The 15,511-nt window shown below is 65.0% G+C and carries 15 protein-coding genes; 6 read left to right on the top strand and 9 right to left on the bottom strand.

All coding sequences use genetic code 11. The annotated features are described in order from the left end of the window. The first annotated feature begins 32 nt into the window (after positions 1 to 32). Positions 33 to 1,292: a chloride channel protein gene (locus H7K34_RS22305; RefSeq protein WP_264064837.1), complete on the top strand. Its 1,260-nt coding sequence runs from the start codon at positions 33 to 35 to the stop codon at positions 1,290 to 1,292. 8 nt (positions 1,293 to 1,300) lie between these two features. On the opposite strand, the gene H7K34_RS22300 is transcribed toward H7K34_RS22305, so the two are convergent. Both H7K34_RS22300 and H7K34_RS22295 read right to left on the bottom strand, forming a co-directional pair. Continuing rightward, the gene (locus H7K34_RS22300; RefSeq protein ID WP_264064184.1) at positions 1,301 to 2,146 is read right to left on the bottom strand and encodes a MaoC/PaaZ C-terminal domain-containing protein; all 846 of its coding nucleotides are present in this window, start codon (positions 2,144 to 2,146) and stop codon (positions 1,301 to 1,303) included. A 16-nt stretch (positions 2,147 to 2,162) separates the two neighbouring features. Next, entirely contained in the window at positions 2,163 to 3,527 is a 1,365-nt protein-coding gene (locus H7K34_RS22295) for a 3-oxoacyl-ACP reductase (RefSeq protein ID WP_264064183.1), read from the bottom strand. A 123-nt stretch (positions 3,528 to 3,650) separates the two neighbouring features. On the opposite strand from H7K34_RS22295, the gene H7K34_RS22290 reads away from it, so the two are divergent. After that, the gene (locus tag H7K34_RS22290) at positions 3,651 to 5,003 is read left to right on the top strand and encodes an acetyl-CoA C-acetyltransferase (protein ID WP_276059907.1); all 1,353 of its coding nucleotides are present in this window, start codon (positions 3,651 to 3,653) and stop codon (positions 5,001 to 5,003) included. A gap of 301 nt (positions 5,004 to 5,304) precedes the next feature. Here the strand turns inward: H7K34_RS22290 and H7K34_RS22285 are convergent, their stop codons facing one another. Then, entirely contained in the window at positions 5,305 to 7,140 is a 1,836-nt protein-coding gene (locus H7K34_RS22285) for an acyl-CoA dehydrogenase (RefSeq protein ID WP_264064182.1), read from the bottom strand. 211 nt (positions 7,141 to 7,351) lie between these two features. Between H7K34_RS22285 and H7K34_RS22280 the strand changes: the two genes are divergently transcribed. Both H7K34_RS22280 and H7K34_RS22275 read left to right on the top strand, forming a co-directional pair. Continuing rightward, positions 7,352 to 8,407 (top strand): isopenicillin N synthase family dioxygenase, encoded by a 1,056-nt coding sequence (locus H7K34_RS22280; RefSeq protein WP_264064835.1) that lies wholly within the window; start codon positions 7,352 to 7,354, stop codon positions 8,405 to 8,407. Continuing rightward, positions 8,404 to 8,892, top strand: a complete 489-nt coding sequence (locus H7K34_RS22275) for a flavin reductase family protein (protein WP_264064181.1) — start codon at positions 8,404 to 8,406, stop codon at positions 8,890 to 8,892. The genes H7K34_RS22280 and H7K34_RS22275 overlap by 4 nt, the downstream gene beginning before the upstream one ends. A gap of 23 nt (positions 8,893 to 8,915) precedes the next feature. On the opposite strand, the gene H7K34_RS22270 is transcribed toward H7K34_RS22275, so the two are convergent. The 4 genes from H7K34_RS22270 to H7K34_RS22255 form a co-directional block, all read right to left on the bottom strand. Next, a complete protein-coding gene (locus H7K34_RS22270; RefSeq protein WP_108922150.1) occupies positions 8,916 to 9,662 on the bottom strand; it encodes a succinate dehydrogenase/fumarate reductase iron-sulfur subunit in 747 nt (248 codons plus the stop codon). Next, positions 9,662 to 11,578, bottom strand: a complete 1,917-nt coding sequence (locus H7K34_RS22265) for a fumarate reductase/succinate dehydrogenase flavoprotein subunit (protein ID WP_264064180.1) — start codon at positions 11,576 to 11,578, stop codon at positions 9,662 to 9,664. Before H7K34_RS22265 ends, H7K34_RS22270 begins: the two co-directional genes overlap by 1 nt. Before the next feature lie 43 nt (positions 11,579 to 11,621). Beyond that, positions 11,622 to 12,449 (bottom strand): hypothetical protein, encoded by an 828-nt coding sequence (locus H7K34_RS22260; protein ID WP_108922152.1) that lies wholly within the window; start codon positions 12,447 to 12,449, stop codon positions 11,622 to 11,624. Positions 12,450 to 12,538: 89 nt separating this feature from the next. After that, on the bottom strand, positions 12,539 to 12,835 hold the full coding sequence (locus tag H7K34_RS22255) for a hypothetical protein (protein ID WP_264064179.1): 297 nt from the start codon (positions 12,833 to 12,835) through the stop codon (positions 12,539 to 12,541). 113 nt (positions 12,836 to 12,948) lie between these two features. Here H7K34_RS22255 and H7K34_RS22250 point away from each other — a divergent pair, with 113 nt between their 5' ends. Continuing rightward, positions 12,949 to 13,710, top strand: coding sequence for an isocitrate lyase/PEP mutase family protein (locus H7K34_RS22250; protein WP_264064178.1), 762 nt, complete (start codon positions 12,949 to 12,951; stop codon positions 13,708 to 13,710). 4 nt (positions 13,711 to 13,714) lie between these two features. On the opposite strand, the gene H7K34_RS22245 is transcribed toward H7K34_RS22250, so the two are convergent. Continuing rightward, entirely contained in the window at positions 13,715 to 14,212 is a 498-nt protein-coding gene (locus H7K34_RS22245) for a winged helix-turn-helix transcriptional regulator (RefSeq protein WP_264064177.1), read from the bottom strand. A 119-nt stretch (positions 14,213 to 14,331) separates the two neighbouring features. Between H7K34_RS22245 and H7K34_RS22240 the strand changes: the two genes are divergently transcribed. Beyond that, on the top strand, positions 14,332 to 14,868 hold the full coding sequence (locus H7K34_RS22240) for a DUF302 domain-containing protein (RefSeq protein WP_264064176.1): 537 nt from the start codon (positions 14,332 to 14,334) through the stop codon (positions 14,866 to 14,868). A 58-nt stretch (positions 14,869 to 14,926) separates the two neighbouring features. Here H7K34_RS22240 and H7K34_RS22235 read toward each other — a convergent pair whose 3' ends face one another. After that, positions 14,927 to 15,367, bottom strand: a complete 441-nt coding sequence (locus H7K34_RS22235) for an Hsp20/alpha crystallin family protein (RefSeq protein ID WP_264064175.1) — start codon at positions 15,365 to 15,367, stop codon at positions 14,927 to 14,929. Positions 15,368 to 15,511: the final 144 nt, after the last annotated feature.

The raw sequence follows: 15,511 nt of genomic DNA, 5'->3' as shown, positions 1-15,511 counted from the left end.
CGGGTGCGGGCTAGATTCGTGCGGTGCCCCGCTTGCGTGCTTGGACCTCGGGCCGCAATTTCGAGTTCTTCTGTGCGGTCGTCATTGTGGGACTGCTGGCCGGCATCGCCGGGCTGTCGACCACCTTCGTGCTGCGCTTCGTACAGCATCTGACCTACAACTACAGTTTCGGCACGCTGCTGGCCGGGGTCACCGGCAGCAGCCCGGTGCGCCGGGTGCTGGGGCCAATGGTCGGCGCCGCGCTGGCCGCGCTGGGCTGGTGGATCCTGCGGCGCCGGGCCGAGGTGCCACCGCTGGCCGGCACCATCGCCCGCCATGAGCCGATACCGCGGCTGTCCTGGAGCATCGACGCCATGCTGCAGGTGTTGCTGGTTGGCTCGGGGGCATCGCTTGGCCGGGAGGGCGCCCCAGGCCAATTCGCCGCTGCGCTAGGCGATTTGGCGACCGGATGGCTCAAACGGCTGTCGAGCCGCGACCGCGAGATCCTGCTGGCCTGCGCGGCCGGGGCCGGGTTGGGTGCGGTGTACGCCGTGCCGTTGGCCGGCGCGTTGTTCTCCGTGCGGATCATGCTCAACACCTGGCATCCGAGGGCGCTGGGCGCGGCGTTTCTCACCTCTAGCCTGGCCGTCGCGATCGGCTCGGCCATCACGCGCGATCAGCCCAACCTGGATTGGCCGATCGGGGAGTCCACGTATCTGCTCACCGCGCACGGGCTGCTGATGGCCCCGGTTGCGCTCGCGGTGGGCCTGGCGTTCAACCGGTTGATGGCGGCGGCACGTCCCGCGCGCCAGATCCGGAGCTGGGTGCTGATCCCGGCGCTCGCCGGCGCCGGGTTGGTGATGGGGATCTGCTCGCATTGGTGGCCCGAGTTACCCGGCAACGGTCGCAGCGTCCTGACCGTCAGCTTGGCCAGCGGGCTGACGCTGTCGGCGGCGGCCGCGATCCTGTTGTTGAAGCCGCTGCTGACTGCGTTGTTCCTGCGCGCCGGCGGTGCCGGCGGGATGCTCACGCCGTCGCTGGCCACCGGTGCGGCGGCGGGCGCGCTGCTGGTGCTGACGATCAATTGGATTGCCGGGATACACCTGCACGTGCCGACTGTCTCGCTAACCGGTGCCGCCGGGGTGCTCGCGGTCACCCAGGGGTCGCCGATCTGGGCTGCGATCTTCGTCTGGGAACTCGCCCGCCCGCCGCTGTGGCTGTTCGGAGTTTTTCTGCTGACCGCGACCGGCGCCCACGGACTGAAAAGGCTGCTGAGCGTTCGGGCGCAGAGGCACGACGAACGGGCCGGCTGAGCCGGCAGCTATAGCGGGCGGACGCTGCCGGTCAGATGCGGATAGCCCTTGGCGATATTGCGTAACGAAAGATCCCAGCTGCCCCGGTCATTTTCGTCGATATACAGGCCCGTGGTCGCGGGCAGGATCACCGGCTTACCGAACCGCACCGAGTACCGCACCTGGTCGGGAAGGCGGGCTTCGATATTAGCTAATACCGCTGCGGCGCTGAACATTCCGTGCGCGATCACGGTCGGGAATCCGAACAGCTTGGCGGCGATCGGGTTGGTGTGGATCGGGTTGTGGTCGCCGCCGACGACGGCGTAGCGCCGGATCTGGGCGGGCGTCACGCGCAACACCGTGCTGGGCGGCGGGAGCTTGGGCTGCTTTTGCGGTGGCGGTTTGGGTTCGTCGGACAAGCTGGTGCGCTGCTGATGCAGGAAGGTCGTCACTTGGTGCCACGCGGTCTCGGTGCCGACGCTGACGTCGGTCACCAGATCGACCAGCAGACCCTTGCGGTGCTCACGGAGATTTTCGGCATGCACCTGCACCCCGACGGTGTCGGTGACCGCGATCGGGCGGTATTGCGTAATGCGGTTCTCGGTATGCACCGAACCCATTGCGGCGAAAGGAAAGTCAAACCCCGTCACCAACGACATCAGCGCCGGAAAAGTCAGGGCGAACGGGTAGGTGAGCGGCACGTTGTTGCCGTAGCGCAGACCGGTGATCGCGGCGTACTCCGCCACGTTCGTCTGGCCGATCGGCAGTTCCTCGACGGTCACCGTGCGGCTGGGCAGCTGGTCGGTTCGGGACACCAGGGGCAGCGCCCCGGCCGCCGCTCGCAGCATGTTCCGCAGGCCGCTTGGTTGATTCATCGCGCTCTCCTTGGACCTAGGCGCCCAGCATGGCCTGGCCGCAGACGCGAATGACGTTGCCGGTCACCGCATTTGACGCTGGGCTGGCGAAGTAGGCGATAGCTTCGGCGACATCGACCGGCTGCCCGCCCTGCAACAGCGAGTTCATCCGGCGGCCCACCTCGCGAGTGGCTAGCGGAATCGCCGCCGTCATCTGGGTTTCGATGAATCCCGGTGCCACGGCGTTGATCGTGATGCCCTTCTCGTGTAGCTCGGGGGCCAGCGCCTGGGTGAGGCCGATCATCCCCGCCTTCGTGGTGGCGTAGTTCGTCTGCCCGCGATTGCCCGCGATGCCGGCCATCGAGGACAAGCCGATCACGCGGCCGCCTTGGCCGATGCTGCCGTTTGCGATCAGTCCCTCGGTAAGTCGTTGCGGAGCAAGAAGATTGACACCCAGTACGGCATCCCAGCGGGCATCGTCCATGTTGGCCAGCAGCTTGTCACGCGTGATGCCGGCGTTGTTGACCAGGACGTCGGCGTGCCCGGCGTAGTGTTCGCGCAGGTGCTCGGTGATCAAGGCGACAGCATCCTCGGCGGTCACGTCGAGCCACAGTGCAGTACCCCCCACCCGGCTGGCGGTCTCGGCCAGCGTCTCGGCGGCCGACTCCATGTCGATCGCGACAACGCGGGCGCCGTCACGGGCGAACACTTCGGCGATCGTCGCGCCGATGCCGCGGGCGGCGCCGGTCACGATGGCGACCTTGCCATCCAGCGGCCGGTCCCAGTCCGCCGGTGGGGTGGCGTCGTCGGCGCCGAGGTAGAAGACCTGGCCGTCGACGTACGCCGATTTGGCCGAAAGGATAAATCGCAGAGTCGATTCCAGGCCAGTCGCGGCCGGTTTGGCGTCCGGCGACAGGTAGACCAGCGACGCGGTCGTGCCGTTGCGCAGCTCCTTGCCCAGCGACCGGGTGAAGCCCTCCAGCGCGCGCTGTGCGATCCGCTCGTCGCTGCTGGCGGCGGCGTCGGGTGTGGTGCCGACCACCACAACGCGCGCGCAGTGGCCCAGGTTGCGCAGCAGCGGCGTGAAGAAGTCATGCAGTGCCTTCAGTCCCGCGGGCGCGGTGATGCCGGTGGCATCGAACACCAGACCGCCGAATCGGTCGGCCCAACGACCACCCAGGTTGTTGCCGACCACGTCGTAGTCGCTGTCCAGCGCCGCCCGCAGCGGCTCGACGATCCGGCCTTCGCCGCCGATCAGCACGGACCCGGACAGCGGCGCGGCACCGGCGGAGTAGCGGCGCAGGTTCTCGGGTTGCGGAACACCAAGTTGCCTGGCCACAAAGGATCCGGGGCCGGAATTGACAACCTGCGAGAACAGATCGGACGAACGATTGGGAGCCACTGAGCTGCCTTCCGTTTCTTGAGTGCCGTACAAGCCAACCGTATCGGGGACGAACTTACTGCAGAGTAAGAACCGTGGGTAGTATGGGTCCCAACGGCCAATCCCCCAAACTGAAAACTGGAGATGAACGTGGCCCCTGCAAGTTCTGAGGCAATTGATCAGGCTGCTCAGACGAGTTTGAAGTCCCGTCGACGCGTCGCCGTGCTGGGCGGCAATCGCCTTCCCTTCGCACGGTCGGACGGTGCCTATGCCGAGGCGTCCAATCAGGACATGTTTACCGCGGCCCTGGGCGGGCTGGTGGACCGATTCGGTCTGAGCGGCGAGCGGCTGGGCGTGGTCGTCGGCGGTGCCGTGCTCAAACACAGCCGAGACTTCAACCTGATGCGTGAGTGTGTGCTTGGCTCTGAATTGTCTTCGTATACACCGGCATTCGATATTCAGCAGGCCTGCGGCACCGGACTGCAAGCGGCCATCGCCGCGGCCGACGGCATCGCGTCGGGTCGCTATGACGTCGCCGCCGCCGGCGGGGTGGACACCACGTCCGACCCGCCGATCGGCCTGGGGGACAACCTGCGCCGCACCCTGCTGAAGTTGCGCCGGGCCAAATCCAACCTGCAACGGCTGAAGCTGGTGGGCACGCTGCCCGCCACCCTGGGTGTCGAAATCCCGGCCAACAGCGAGCCGCGCACCGGGCTGTCGATGGGCGAGCATGCCGCCATTACTGCCAAGCAGCTGGGGATCAAGCGCGTCGACCAGGACGAGTTGGCCGTCGCCAGCCACCGCAACATGGCCGCCGCCTACGACCGAGGCTTTTTCGATGACCTCGTCACACCTTTCCTAGGGCTGTACCGCGACGACAATTTGCGGGCCGAGTCCAGCGTGGAGAAGCTCGCTACGCTGCGCCCGGTATTCGGCGTGAAGGCCGGTGACGCGACGATGACGGCAGGCAACTCGACGCCGTTGACCGACGGCGCCTCGGTCGCCCTGCTGGCAACCGAACAATGGGCGGCCGATCACTCGTTGCCCGCGCTGGCATTCCTGGTGGATGCGGAGACCGCCGCGGTCGACTACGTCAACGGGCGTGACGGGCTGCTGATGGCGCCGACCTATGCGGTGCCCAGGCTGCTGGCCCGCAACGGGCTCAACCTGCAGGATTTTGACTTCTACGAGATCCACGAGGCCTTTGCTTCGGTGGTGCTGGCGCATCTGCAGGCGTGGGAGTCCGAGGAGTACTGCAAGGAGCGGCTGGGTCTGGACGCCGCTCTCGGCTCGATTGACCGCTCCAAGCTCAACGTCAACGGCTCGTCCTTGGCCGCCGGCCATCCGTTCGCGGCTACCGGCGGCCGGATTCTCGCCCAGGCCGCTAAGCAGCTTGCCGAGAAGAAGGCGGAGCGCAACGGCGAGGGACCGGTCCGCGCGCTGATCTCGATCTGTGCGGCCGGCGGCCAGGGCGTGGCCGCCATCTTAGAGGCTTGACCTGCGCATCCGCCGCGGCGGTCTAGCCCACACAGCGACGAATGAAGTTCGTCACAGCGGATTAGTAACACCGGGGGATGGGTAACCGATGTCCGGATTGCCTTGTGTTGTGGTCTGACCCCCGACTCCGACTGCAGCACGAGCTATCCCCGATGCCGCGCCTGGATGAAAAGACGGGCGTACGAAAAGGGCCGCCGCTGGAGTGAGGGGATCCAGCGGCGGCCTTTTTGGTATCGCGCCCCAAGACCCAAAATCCCCCGCTTCAGCGTGGAAGCGGGGGATTTTGCGTAGTCCAGCCGGCTTAGAAGGCGGCCTCGTCGAGCTCCATGATGTCGTTGTCCAGTGTCTCGATCACCTCGCGGGTGCTGGCCAACAGCGGCAGGAAGTTCTTCGCGAAGAACGACGCCACCGCGACCTTGCCCTCGTAGAAGGACCGCTCGGTGCCGCTGGCGCCGGCGTCGAGTGCGGCGACAGCCACCGCGGCCTGACGCTGCAGCAGCCAGCCGATGACCAGGTCGCCAACGCTCATCAGGAAGCGCACCGAACCCAGGCCCACCTTGTAGAGGCTGGTGACGTCCTGCTGTGCCTCCATCAGGTAGCCGGTCAGCGTGGCCGCCATCGATTGGACGTCAGCCAAGGCCTTGGCCAGGTGTTCCCGTTCGGTCTTCAGCCGCCCGTTACCGGCCTCGCTGTCGACGAACTCCTGAATCTGCTCGGATACGTGCGCCAGGGCCTGACCCTTGTCGCGCACGATCTTGCGGAAGAAGAAGTCCTGCGCCTGGATGGCCGTGGTGCCCTCATAGAGCGAGTCGATCTTCGCGTCGCGGATGTACTGCTCGATCGGGTAGTCCTGCAGGAAGCCGGACCCGCCGAACGTCTGCAGGCTCTCGGTCAGCTTCGCGTAGGCCTGCTCGGAGCCCACACCCTTGACCACCGGCAGCATCAGGTCGTTGACCCGGACAGCCAGGTTGGCGTCCACACCGTGCAGCGCCTCGGCGACCACGGCGTCCTGGTAGGTCGCGGTGAACAGATACAGCGCACGCAGACCCTCGGCGTAGGCCTTCTGAGTCATCAGCGAACGGCGCACGTCCGGGTGGTGCGTGATGGTCACGCGCGGCGCGGCCTTGTCGGTCATCTGGGTCATGTCGGCGCCCTGCACCCGCTCCTTGGCGTAGTCCAGCGCGTTCAGGTACCCGGTCGACAGGGTGGCGATCGCCTTGGTACCGACCATCATGCGGGCCTGCTCGATGACCTCGAACATCTGCGCGATGCCGTGGTGCACCTCGCCGACCAACCAGCCCTTGGCGGGCACGCCGTGCTGACCGAAGGTCAATTCGCAGGTCGCGGAGACCTTGAGGCCCATCTTGTGCTCGACGTTGGTGACAAAAGCGCCGTTGCGCTCGCCGATGTCACCGGTCTCGAAGTCGAACAGGAACTTGGGCACCAAGAACAGCGACAGACCCTTGGTACCGGGACCAGCGCCCTCCGGACGGGCCAGCACCAGGTGGAAGATGTTCTCGAACAGGTCGCCGGAGTCGGCCGAGGTGATGAACCTCTTGACCCCGTCGATGTGCCAGGAACCGTCTTCCTGCTGCACCGCTTTGGTCCGGCCGGCACCGACGTCCGAGCCGGCGTCCGGCTCGGTAAGCACCATGGTCGAACCCCAGCCGCGCTCAGCGCACAGCACGGCCCATTTCTTCTGCTCCTCGGTGCCGAGGTGGTACAGGATGTTGGCGAAACCGGCGCCGCCGGCATACATCCACACCGCCGGGTTGGCGCCGAGGATGTGCTCGTGCAGGGCCCACAGCAGTGACTTGGGCGCGGGCACGCCGCCGAGGGCCTCATCGAGGCCGACCTTGTCCCAGCCGCCATCTTGGACCGCACGAACCGACTTCTTGAATGACTCAGGCAGGCTCACCGAGTGAGCCTCGGGGTCGAAGACCGGCGGGTTGCGGTCGCCCTCGACGAACGAGTCCGCGATCGGCCCTTCGGCCAGTCGGCTGACCTCGTTCAACATTTCCCGGGCGGTGTCGGCGTCCAGGTCGGTGTATTCACCTTCACCTAGCACCTTGTCGACTCCCAGCACCTCAAAGAGGTTGAATACCTGGTCGCGGACGTTGCTCTTGTAGTGGCTCACTACTCTCCTCCTCGTTGAGAATGCCACGCTGTGGTTGGGTACTTGGCTAAGTTACCCACCAGTAACTCCGCTAAAAATATATCGGGCTGTGACATCAGCGCAAGTGACTGTGATCTAGATTTCACTGCCTAATTAACCAACCGGTTGGGATAGCCCAGTTCACGCCTTCGACAGGCGGTCTACCTGCGGCGATAATTGAAGCGTGACTGGTGTGAAGAGCGTCACCGCCTTACCCGTCGTCGATCTGGCAGCCCCTACCGGCGTGTTGCGCGAGGGTCTGCGCGAGGCTGCCCACGAGGTGGGCTTCTTCTATCTGACCGGCCACGACGTACCGCAGACGCTGGTGGCCCTGGTGTTCGAGGTGGCCCGCAAGTTGTTCGCGCTGCCGCAGGCCGACAAGGACGCCGTGGCGATGGTGCGCAGCCCGCATTTCCGTGGTTACACGCGGCTTGGTGGCGAGCGGACCCTGGGCGAGGTGGATTGGCGCGAGCAGATTGATATTGGACCCGAACGCTCGCCGATCGGCGGTCCGGGCGAGCCCGACTACCTGTGGCTGCAGGGCCCCAATCAGTGGCCGGCGTCGCTGCCCGAGCTCCCGGCGATCATCGCGGAGTGGGATGCCGCCCTATCGCGGGTGGCCCGCACCCTGCTGCGGCACTGGGCGGCATCGCTGGGCAGTCGGCCTGACGTGTTCGACGACGCCTTCGCCGAGACCCCGGCCACCCTGATCAAGGTCATCCGCTATCCCGCCCGCGCGGCCAGCCCACAGGGTGTGGGTGCGCACCGGGACTCCGGGGTGCTCACGCTGTTGCTGGCCGAGCCGGAAAGCAAGGGCCTGCAGGTGCGACGGGGCAGCGATCTGGCGCAGGACGGCTGGGTTGATGTGGCGCCGCTGGACGGGGCGTTCATCGTCAATATCGGCGAACTGCTCGAGGTCGCGACCGGCGGCTACTTGCGCGCCACCGAGCACCGGGTCAACCTGCGGGAACCGGCGGCCGAGCGGATTTCGGTGCCGTTCTTCTTCAATCCCCGGCTGGACGCGCAGATACCGGTGCTGTCGCTGCCCGGCGAACTCGCGGCGCGCACCGATAAATACTGGACGCCGACCGAGAATCCGTGCGACCCGATCTTCTCGGTCTACGGTCGAAATGCCTGGAAGAGCAGGCTGCGAGCACACCCTGATGTGGCCGAGGCGCACGGATACTCGGCAGGTAGGGTCAGACAGGCGAAACCGTCGTCGGCTCAAGGGGCGAATGAAGTCCAGTGAATGCACCGAACAACCTGACTCCATCCACACTGCGTGATGCCTTCGGCCACTTCCCATCCGGTGTGGTGGCGATCGCGGCGGAGGTTTCGGGAACCCGGGTGGGACTGGCCGCCAGTACCTTCGTCCCCGTCTCGCTGGACCCGCCGTTGGTGTCATTCTGCGTGCAGAACACGTCGACCACCTGGCCCAAGCTCAAAGACGTGCCGATGCTGGGCATCAGCGTGCTCGGCGAGTCCCACGACGAGGCCGCGCGCACCCTGGCCGCCAAGACCGGCGACAGGTTCGCCGGTATGGACACGGTGTCGTATGACTCCGGCGCGGTCTTCATCAAGGGCACCGGACTATGGCTGGAGAGTGCGATCGAGCAACTGATTCCGGCCGGGGACCACACGATCGTAGTGCTACGGGTCAGCGAGGTGACCGTGGATGCTGGCGTGGCACCAATTGTCTTCCACCGCAGCACGTTTCGTCGCCTCGGTATCTGATCACCCGCCAACACCGCCCTCGGTCAGCGGCGGAACAGCTTGTTGCCCAGCCAGACGATCGGGTCGTATTTGCGGTCGGCAACCCGCTCTTTCATCGGGATCAGTGCGTTGTCGGTGATCTTGATGTGTTCCGGGCACACCTCGGTGCAGCACTTGGTGATGTTGCAGAAGCCCAGGCCGTGTTCTTCCTGCGCGTCGTTGCGGCGGTCCCGGGTATCCAACGGGTGCATCTCGAGTTCGGCGATGCGCATCAAGAAGCGGGGCCCGGCGAACGACTCCTTGTTTTCCTCGTGGTCGCGGACCACGTGGCAGACGTTTTGGCACAGGAAGCACTCGATGCACTTGCGGAATTCCTGCGAGCGCGCGACGTCGACCTGCGCCATCCGGTATTCCCCGGGCTGCAGGTCCTTGGGCGGCGTGAAAGATGGGATCTCACGGGCCTTTTCGTAGTTGAACGAGACGTCGGTGACCAGATCGCGAATCACCGGGAAGGTCCGCAGCGGCGTCACCGTCACGACCTCGTCCTCCTCGAAGGTGGACATCCGGGTCATGCACATCAGCTTCGGCTTGCCATTGATCTCGGCCGAGCACGATCCGCACTTGCCGGCCTTGCAGTTCCACCGCACCGCGAGGTCGGGCGTCTGGGTCGCCTGCAGGCGATGGATGATGTCGAGCACCACCTCGCCCTCGTTGACCTCGACCGTGAAGTTCTCCAGCGAGCCGCCGGCTTCGTCGCCGCGCCAGACCCGCATCGTCGCGTCGTAGCTCATTAGCCTCTCCGTCCTGGGTGGTCGGCCAGCTCTTCGTCGGTGAAGTACTTCTCCAGCTCGGAGACCTCAAAGAGCTCCATCAGATCGGACCGCATCGGCACCTGGTCCTCGCGGGTGACGGTGACGTCGGGAATCACGTCGTCGCCGCCGGCGGCGCGGCACACCAGCAACACCTTGCGCCAGGTCGAGTCCATTCCCGGATGGTCGTCGCGGGTGTGGCCGCCGCGGCTCTCGGTGCGTTGCAGTGCGGCCTTAGCCACGCATTCGCTGATCAACAGCATGTTGCGCAAGTCGATGGCCAGGTTCCAGCCGGGGTTGTACCGCCGATTGCCCTCGACGTGGATGTGCTTGAACCGCTCGCGCAGTGTGGTGAGTCGTTGCAGGGCCTCGGAGATCTCCTCCGATTTACGGATGATGCCGACCAGGTCGTTCATCGACTGCTGCAGTTCCTGTTGCAGCGTGTACGGGTTCTCGGCGGCGTCACCGTTCGTCGGTCCCGCGAAGGGCGCCAGCGCCCGCTTCGCGGCTTCCTCGACGGCATCCTCGTGCACGGTCGGGCGGCTGGCCAGAGCGCGGGCGTAGTCGGCGGCGCCCAGCCCGGCGCGCCGGCCGAAAACCAGCAGGTCTGACAGCGAGTTGCCGCCCAGCCGGTTGGAGCCGTGCATGCCGCCGGAACACTCGCCCGCGGCGAATAGGCCGGCAACGGTGGCCGCACCGGTGTCCGGGTCGACCTCGACACCGCCCATCACGTAGTGACAGGTGGGCCCGACTTCCATTGGCTCCTTGGTGATGTCGACGCCGGCCAGCTCCATGAACTGGTGGTACATCGACGGCAGCCGCCGCTTGATCTCCTCGGGCGTCAACCGCGAGGCGATGTCGAGGTACACGCCGCCGTGCGGGGTACCGCGGCCGGCCTTGACCTCCGAGTTGATCGCGCGGGCGACCTCATCGCGGGGCAGCAGGTCCGGAGTGCGGCGGGCCGAGTCGTTGTCTTTGAGCCACTGGTCGGCCTCTTGCTCGGATTCCGCGTACTGGCCCTTGAACACCGGGGGGATGTAGTCGAACATGAAGCGCTTGCTGTCGGAGTTCTTCAACACTCCGCCATCGCCGCGCACACCCTCGGTGACCAGGATCCCCTTCACACTCGGCGGCCACACCATGCCCGTCGGGTGGAACTGAATGAACTCCATGTTGATCAGCGTCGCGCCGGCCCGCAGCGCCAGTGCGTGGCCGTCGCCGGTGTACTCCCAGGAGTTCGACGTGACCTTGAAGGACTTGCCGATCCCGCCGGTGGCCAGTACCACCGCGGGCGCCTCGAAGACGACGAACTTGCCACTCTCCCGCCAGTAGCCGAACGCCCCGGCGATCGCGTCGCCGTCCTTGAGCAACTCGGTGATCGTGCATTCGGCGAATACCTTGATCCGCGCCTCGTAGTCACCGAGCTCGGCGAAATCCTCCTGCTGCAGCGAGACGATCTTCTGCTGCATGGTGCGGATCAGCTCCAGGCCGGTGCGGTCACCGACGTGCGCCAGCCGCGGGTAGGTGTGCCCACCGAAGTTGCGCTGGCTGATCTTGCCGTCCTTGAGGCGGTCGAAGAGTGCGCCGTAGGTTTCCAGCTCCCAGACCCGGTCCGGTGCCTCCTTGGCGTGCAGTTCGGCCATCCGCCAGTTGTTCAGAAACTTGCCACCGCGCATCGTGTCGCCGAAGTGGGTCGACCAGTTGTCCTTGGGGTTGGTGTTGCCCATGGAAGCCGCGCAGCCGCCCTCGGCCATCACCGTGTGGGCTTTACCGAACAACGACTTGGACACCACCGCGACCTTGAGACCGCGTTCCCGCGCTTCGATGACCGCGCGCAAACCCGCGCCGCCGGCACCGATCACGACCACGTCGTAGGAGTGCCGTTCGACCTCAGCCATAAATCCCTCGCTAGCTAAATTTTGGTTTTTTCCAAATGGCGATTCAGCCAACAAATCTCAGGTCAGAAATTGCGCCGCTGGCCACCAGCGCGACGTAAAAGTCGGTAAGCATCAGCGTGCCCAGCGTGATCCAGGCGAACATCTTGTGTCGGGTGTTAATAACGCTGACCTGGGTCCAGATCCAATAACGCACCGGGTGCTTGGAGAAGTGCTTGAGCCGCCCGCCGGTGACATGCCGGCACGAATGGCACGACAGCGTGTAGATCCACAGCATGATGACGTTGCCGAGCAGGATCACGTTGCCCAAACCGAAGCCGAATCCGCCCGGTCCCTTGTCGGAGTGGAACGCAACGATCGCGTCGTAGGTGTTGATCACCGAGATGACGCCGGCGATGTAGAAGAAGTACCGGTGGGTGTTCTGGATGATCAGCGGGAGCTTGGTCTCGCCGGTGTAGTGGACGCGGGGTTCGGCCACACCGCACGCGGTGGGCGATTGCCACACCGTTCGGTAGTAGGCGCCGCGGTAGTAGTAGCAGGTGAGCCGGAACAGCAGCAGGAACGGCAGCGTCAGCGCCGCATACGGCACAAACCACCAGTTCGGCAGGATCTGCGGCCAGAATTCGCTGGCCTCACCGCATGCCTTCGCCATGCACGGCGAGTAGAACGGCGTCAGGTAGTGGTACTGCGGGACGTAGAAGTAGTCCTTCTGCAACCCGCGCGCCGTCGCGTAGATAAGGAATGCGGCGAATCCCAGGTCGATCCGTAACGGCGACATCCACCACCGGTCGGTGCGTAGGGTCCGTTGCTGGATGCGGGCGCGGGTAGGTGAAAAGACACCGGACGCAGGACGGTTCGCAGTGGGAGCGCTCATCAAGTGTTCCTCTTCGAACGGGCTGTTGAACGAAGCTTTGGTCGAAGGGTACACAGAGAGGGCCCCCGAATTTTCGGGGGGCTTGGCTGTCAGGACCTGTTGTGACCTCCGACACCCTCGTCGTCGACATCGCGCCAGAAATCGGTGTCGTATTGGGTGTCGGGAATGGTGATCTTTTCGCCGGAGTGCTGCACAGTTGCGCGTGCCAAGTCCAATTCCGAAACATCGGTGTCGAGTAATTCGACATCGCTGATGATCCGGTCGGCGTCGATAACGATGCGGCGCATGGCCGGGCTGTCGCCGTAGCGCGACTTCAAGGAGCTCACGCACCGCCGCAAGCCGCCGATGAGGTCGTGTAGTTCGGCGAGTTCAGTGGTGGTGGACAAGAGATCTCCTTGGGCCGAGGGTGGCACGAATCACAGTATGACTTTCGATACTATCCACCGGACCCGACTGATATCGGGGTAAATGATTCGGCCAGATCGCGGAGCAAACAGCCATGACAGGTCAGAACACCGCCGCGCTGCGCGCGTCGGCACTGCTCGAATTGCACCAGCCAGGCAATCCCGTAGTGCTGCCGACCGTATGGGATGCCTGGTCGGCACGCCTTGCCACGGATGCCGGATTCGTCGCCCTGACCGTGGGCAGCCATCCGATGGCCGGCTCGATCGGCAAACCTGACAACGAGGGTATGTCGTTCGACGATGTACTCACCCGGGTTGCCCAGATCACCGCGGCAGTCGACGTCCCGGTGTCGGTGGACGTCGAGTCCGGCTACGCTCAGCCGCCCCGGCGCCTGATCGAAGGCCTGCTGAGTGTGGGCGCCGTCGGGCTGAACATCGAGGACACCGTGCACTCCGAGAACAGGCGCCTGCGGTCCGCCGGTGAGCACGCCGAATTAGTAGGTGCGTTGCGGTCGGCGGCCGACGCCGCCGGGGTGCACGTCGTGATCAACGCCCGTACCGATCTTTTCGTGCGCAAGGACGGGGATGACTCCGACCGCGTCGAGCGGGCGGTGGCGCGATTGACGGAGGCGGCCGACGCCGGCGCCGATGTGCTCTACCCGGTGGGCCGCCACAGCCCGGAGACCCTGCGGCGGTTGGCCACGGAGCTGCCGCTGCCTGTCAACGCGATCGCGCTGCCCGACCAGGACGACCCGGCGTCGTTCGGTCCGCTCGGTGTCGCCCGGATCAGTTTCGGACCGTACCTGCAGGCCGCGCTGTCCCCGCGGGTCAAGGAGCTGCTGGCGCGCTGGGCCTAAGCGGCTAGATCGGCTCCAGCATCCGGTGCGGTCGCCGAAGTGCCACGGTGACCGAGTCGTCGCGATTCGGATTACGCGGGCCCCGCGGCGGGTGCACAATCAGGTCGGCGACGTCAGGGATCTGATCGCAACGCCCGCAGCGGCGATCCTGCCCGATCACACCGCCACACTCCGCGTGCAAATAGGTTCGCCTGCTCGGCTTTTCGAGATAGTTCTCGTTGCCCCAACTGATCATTGACCAGATCATCGGCCACAACTGAGCGCCCTTGGCGGTCAATTCGTACTCGCTGTCCGCCTTGGCCAGCACTTCCTCCTTGACGAGCAAGGCGAGTCGGTCGGCCAGGACGGCTTTCGGGATGCCGAGATGGTTACGAAAGTCGCTGAAGCGCCGAACCCCGAAGAAGGCGTCGCGCATGATCAACAGGGTCCAGCGCTCGCCGACGATCTCCAGAGACCGGGCGATGGGGCAGCTTTCGCTGGGGTATTCGCGGGGGAGAGCCACGGCCTCGATGATACGCCTTGATAGTTCATTCACCGAACCGTATAGTCCAGTTATTGAGTTCATTCACCGAACCATTAGGGTGAGTGCGCAATGAAGGTCGATCGATCTTGAGGAGTGCCATGACAAGCAGCGTCAAAACAGCGGAATTCACCGTGGCCTCGCACACCGTGAACCGAATCGACATCGCCACCGGCATCGAATTCGACCAATTCATAGCGGCTTTCGAGAAAGCCGCGCCGCCGGTCGACCGGGCCGTGGTGGCCGAGATCGCCGAGCGCGGCGGCAGCTGGGACGACGTCCTTGCGGCCGCGGCGACCAACGCGCCGAACGGTCTGATGGTCTACGGCAAGATCGACGGACTGGCCTTTTTCAGGCTGGCCGGTCATGCCACCAAGTCGGTGGAATATCTGCTCGGCAATCACACGACCGCCGAGACGATGTTCCGCTATGACCCGAAAGCCTTGCTGTATGCGCCATTACGTCTTCTGATCCACGCCGACGCCGATCGCAACGCGATCTTTTCGATGGACCAGCCCAGCGCTGCGTTCGGCAGCCTCGGCATCGGCGAGGTGACGAAGGTCGGCGAAAGTCTGGATCGCAAGGTGGCAAACCTGTTGCGAGTCATCGGAATTGACGCCGCTCAAGCGTTCCGCTGATAGGTACGGCAAGAGCCGGCGAGGCTGGTGGCTCCGCCGGCTTCGGCCGTCTGCGAAATCACTTGGTGATGTCGATGCGCTGCGCCTGGGTTCCGGCGTAAGCGCCGGTGACCCGCACGCTTAACACACCGGCATCGTAGGAAGCCTTGATGGCTTCACCGGTGACGTGCGCGGGCAGCTGGAACGAGCGACGGAACGATCCGTAGCGGATTTCCCGCAGGGTACGGCCATCCGTCTCCTGGTCGAACTGGTCGCGGTGTTCGCCGTGGACTACCAGGCGGCCCTTGTCGACCTCGACGTTGACGTCTTTCTCGACATCAACACCAGGCAGTTCCAGGCGTACCACCGCGTCGTCGCCGTCCTTCACGATCTCGGCTGCAGGGTTGAAACCGCTGGTCACTGGCTTGTACCAGTCCGCCGTCGCGGCCGGGCCGAAAAAGTCGCGCAACCACCGGTCGGTGTCCCAGGCCGGACGCGACCACAACGCGAGTTTGCTCATGTCGTCTCCTCTTTGCTTCCTTGAACTTCATTGTGAGTTTGCTGTGACCGGCGCATTGTCGGCCGGCTACAGATAAAAACTTGAGTTGACCCCGCTTAAGTTCCACCTGCTCGTTCGCCCGCAGCGAACACACATCACACAGGA

It is taken from the genome of Mycobacterium montefiorense (assembly GCF_025823255.1).
GTDB classification, from domain to species: domain Bacteria; phylum Actinomycetota; class Actinomycetes; order Mycobacteriales; family Mycobacteriaceae; genus Mycobacterium; species Mycobacterium montefiorense.
This window is presented reverse-complemented; position numbering and strand designations above follow the sequence as displayed.

Coding starts and splice junctions, on each gene's coding strand:
- H7K34_RS22300 (WP_264064184.1), bottom strand. CDS start 2,146: ATGAATCAACCAAGCGGCCTGCGGAACATGCTGCGAGCGGCGGCCGGG.
- H7K34_RS22290 (WP_276059907.1), top strand. CDS start 3,651: ATGAACGTGGCCCCTGCAAGTTCTGAGGCAATTGATCAGGCTGCTCAG.
- H7K34_RS22270 (WP_108922150.1), bottom strand. CDS start 9,662: ATGAGCTACGACGCGACGATGCGGGTCTGGCGCGGCGACGAAGCCGGC.
- H7K34_RS22265 (WP_264064180.1), bottom strand. CDS start 11,578: ATGGCTGAGGTCGAACGGCACTCCTACGACGTGGTCGTGATCGGTGCC.
- H7K34_RS22260 (WP_108922152.1), bottom strand. CDS start 12,449: ATGAGCGCTCCCACTGCGAACCGTCCTGCGTCCGGTGTCTTTTCACCT.
- H7K34_RS22250 (WP_264064178.1), top strand. CDS start 12,949: ATGACAGGTCAGAACACCGCCGCGCTGCGCGCGTCGGCACTGCTCGAA.
- H7K34_RS22240 (WP_264064176.1), top strand. CDS start 14,332: ATGACAAGCAGCGTCAAAACAGCGGAATTCACCGTGGCCTCGCACACC.
- H7K34_RS22235 (WP_264064175.1), bottom strand. CDS start 15,367: ATGAGCAAACTCGCGTTGTGGTCGCGTCCGGCCTGGGACACCGACCGG.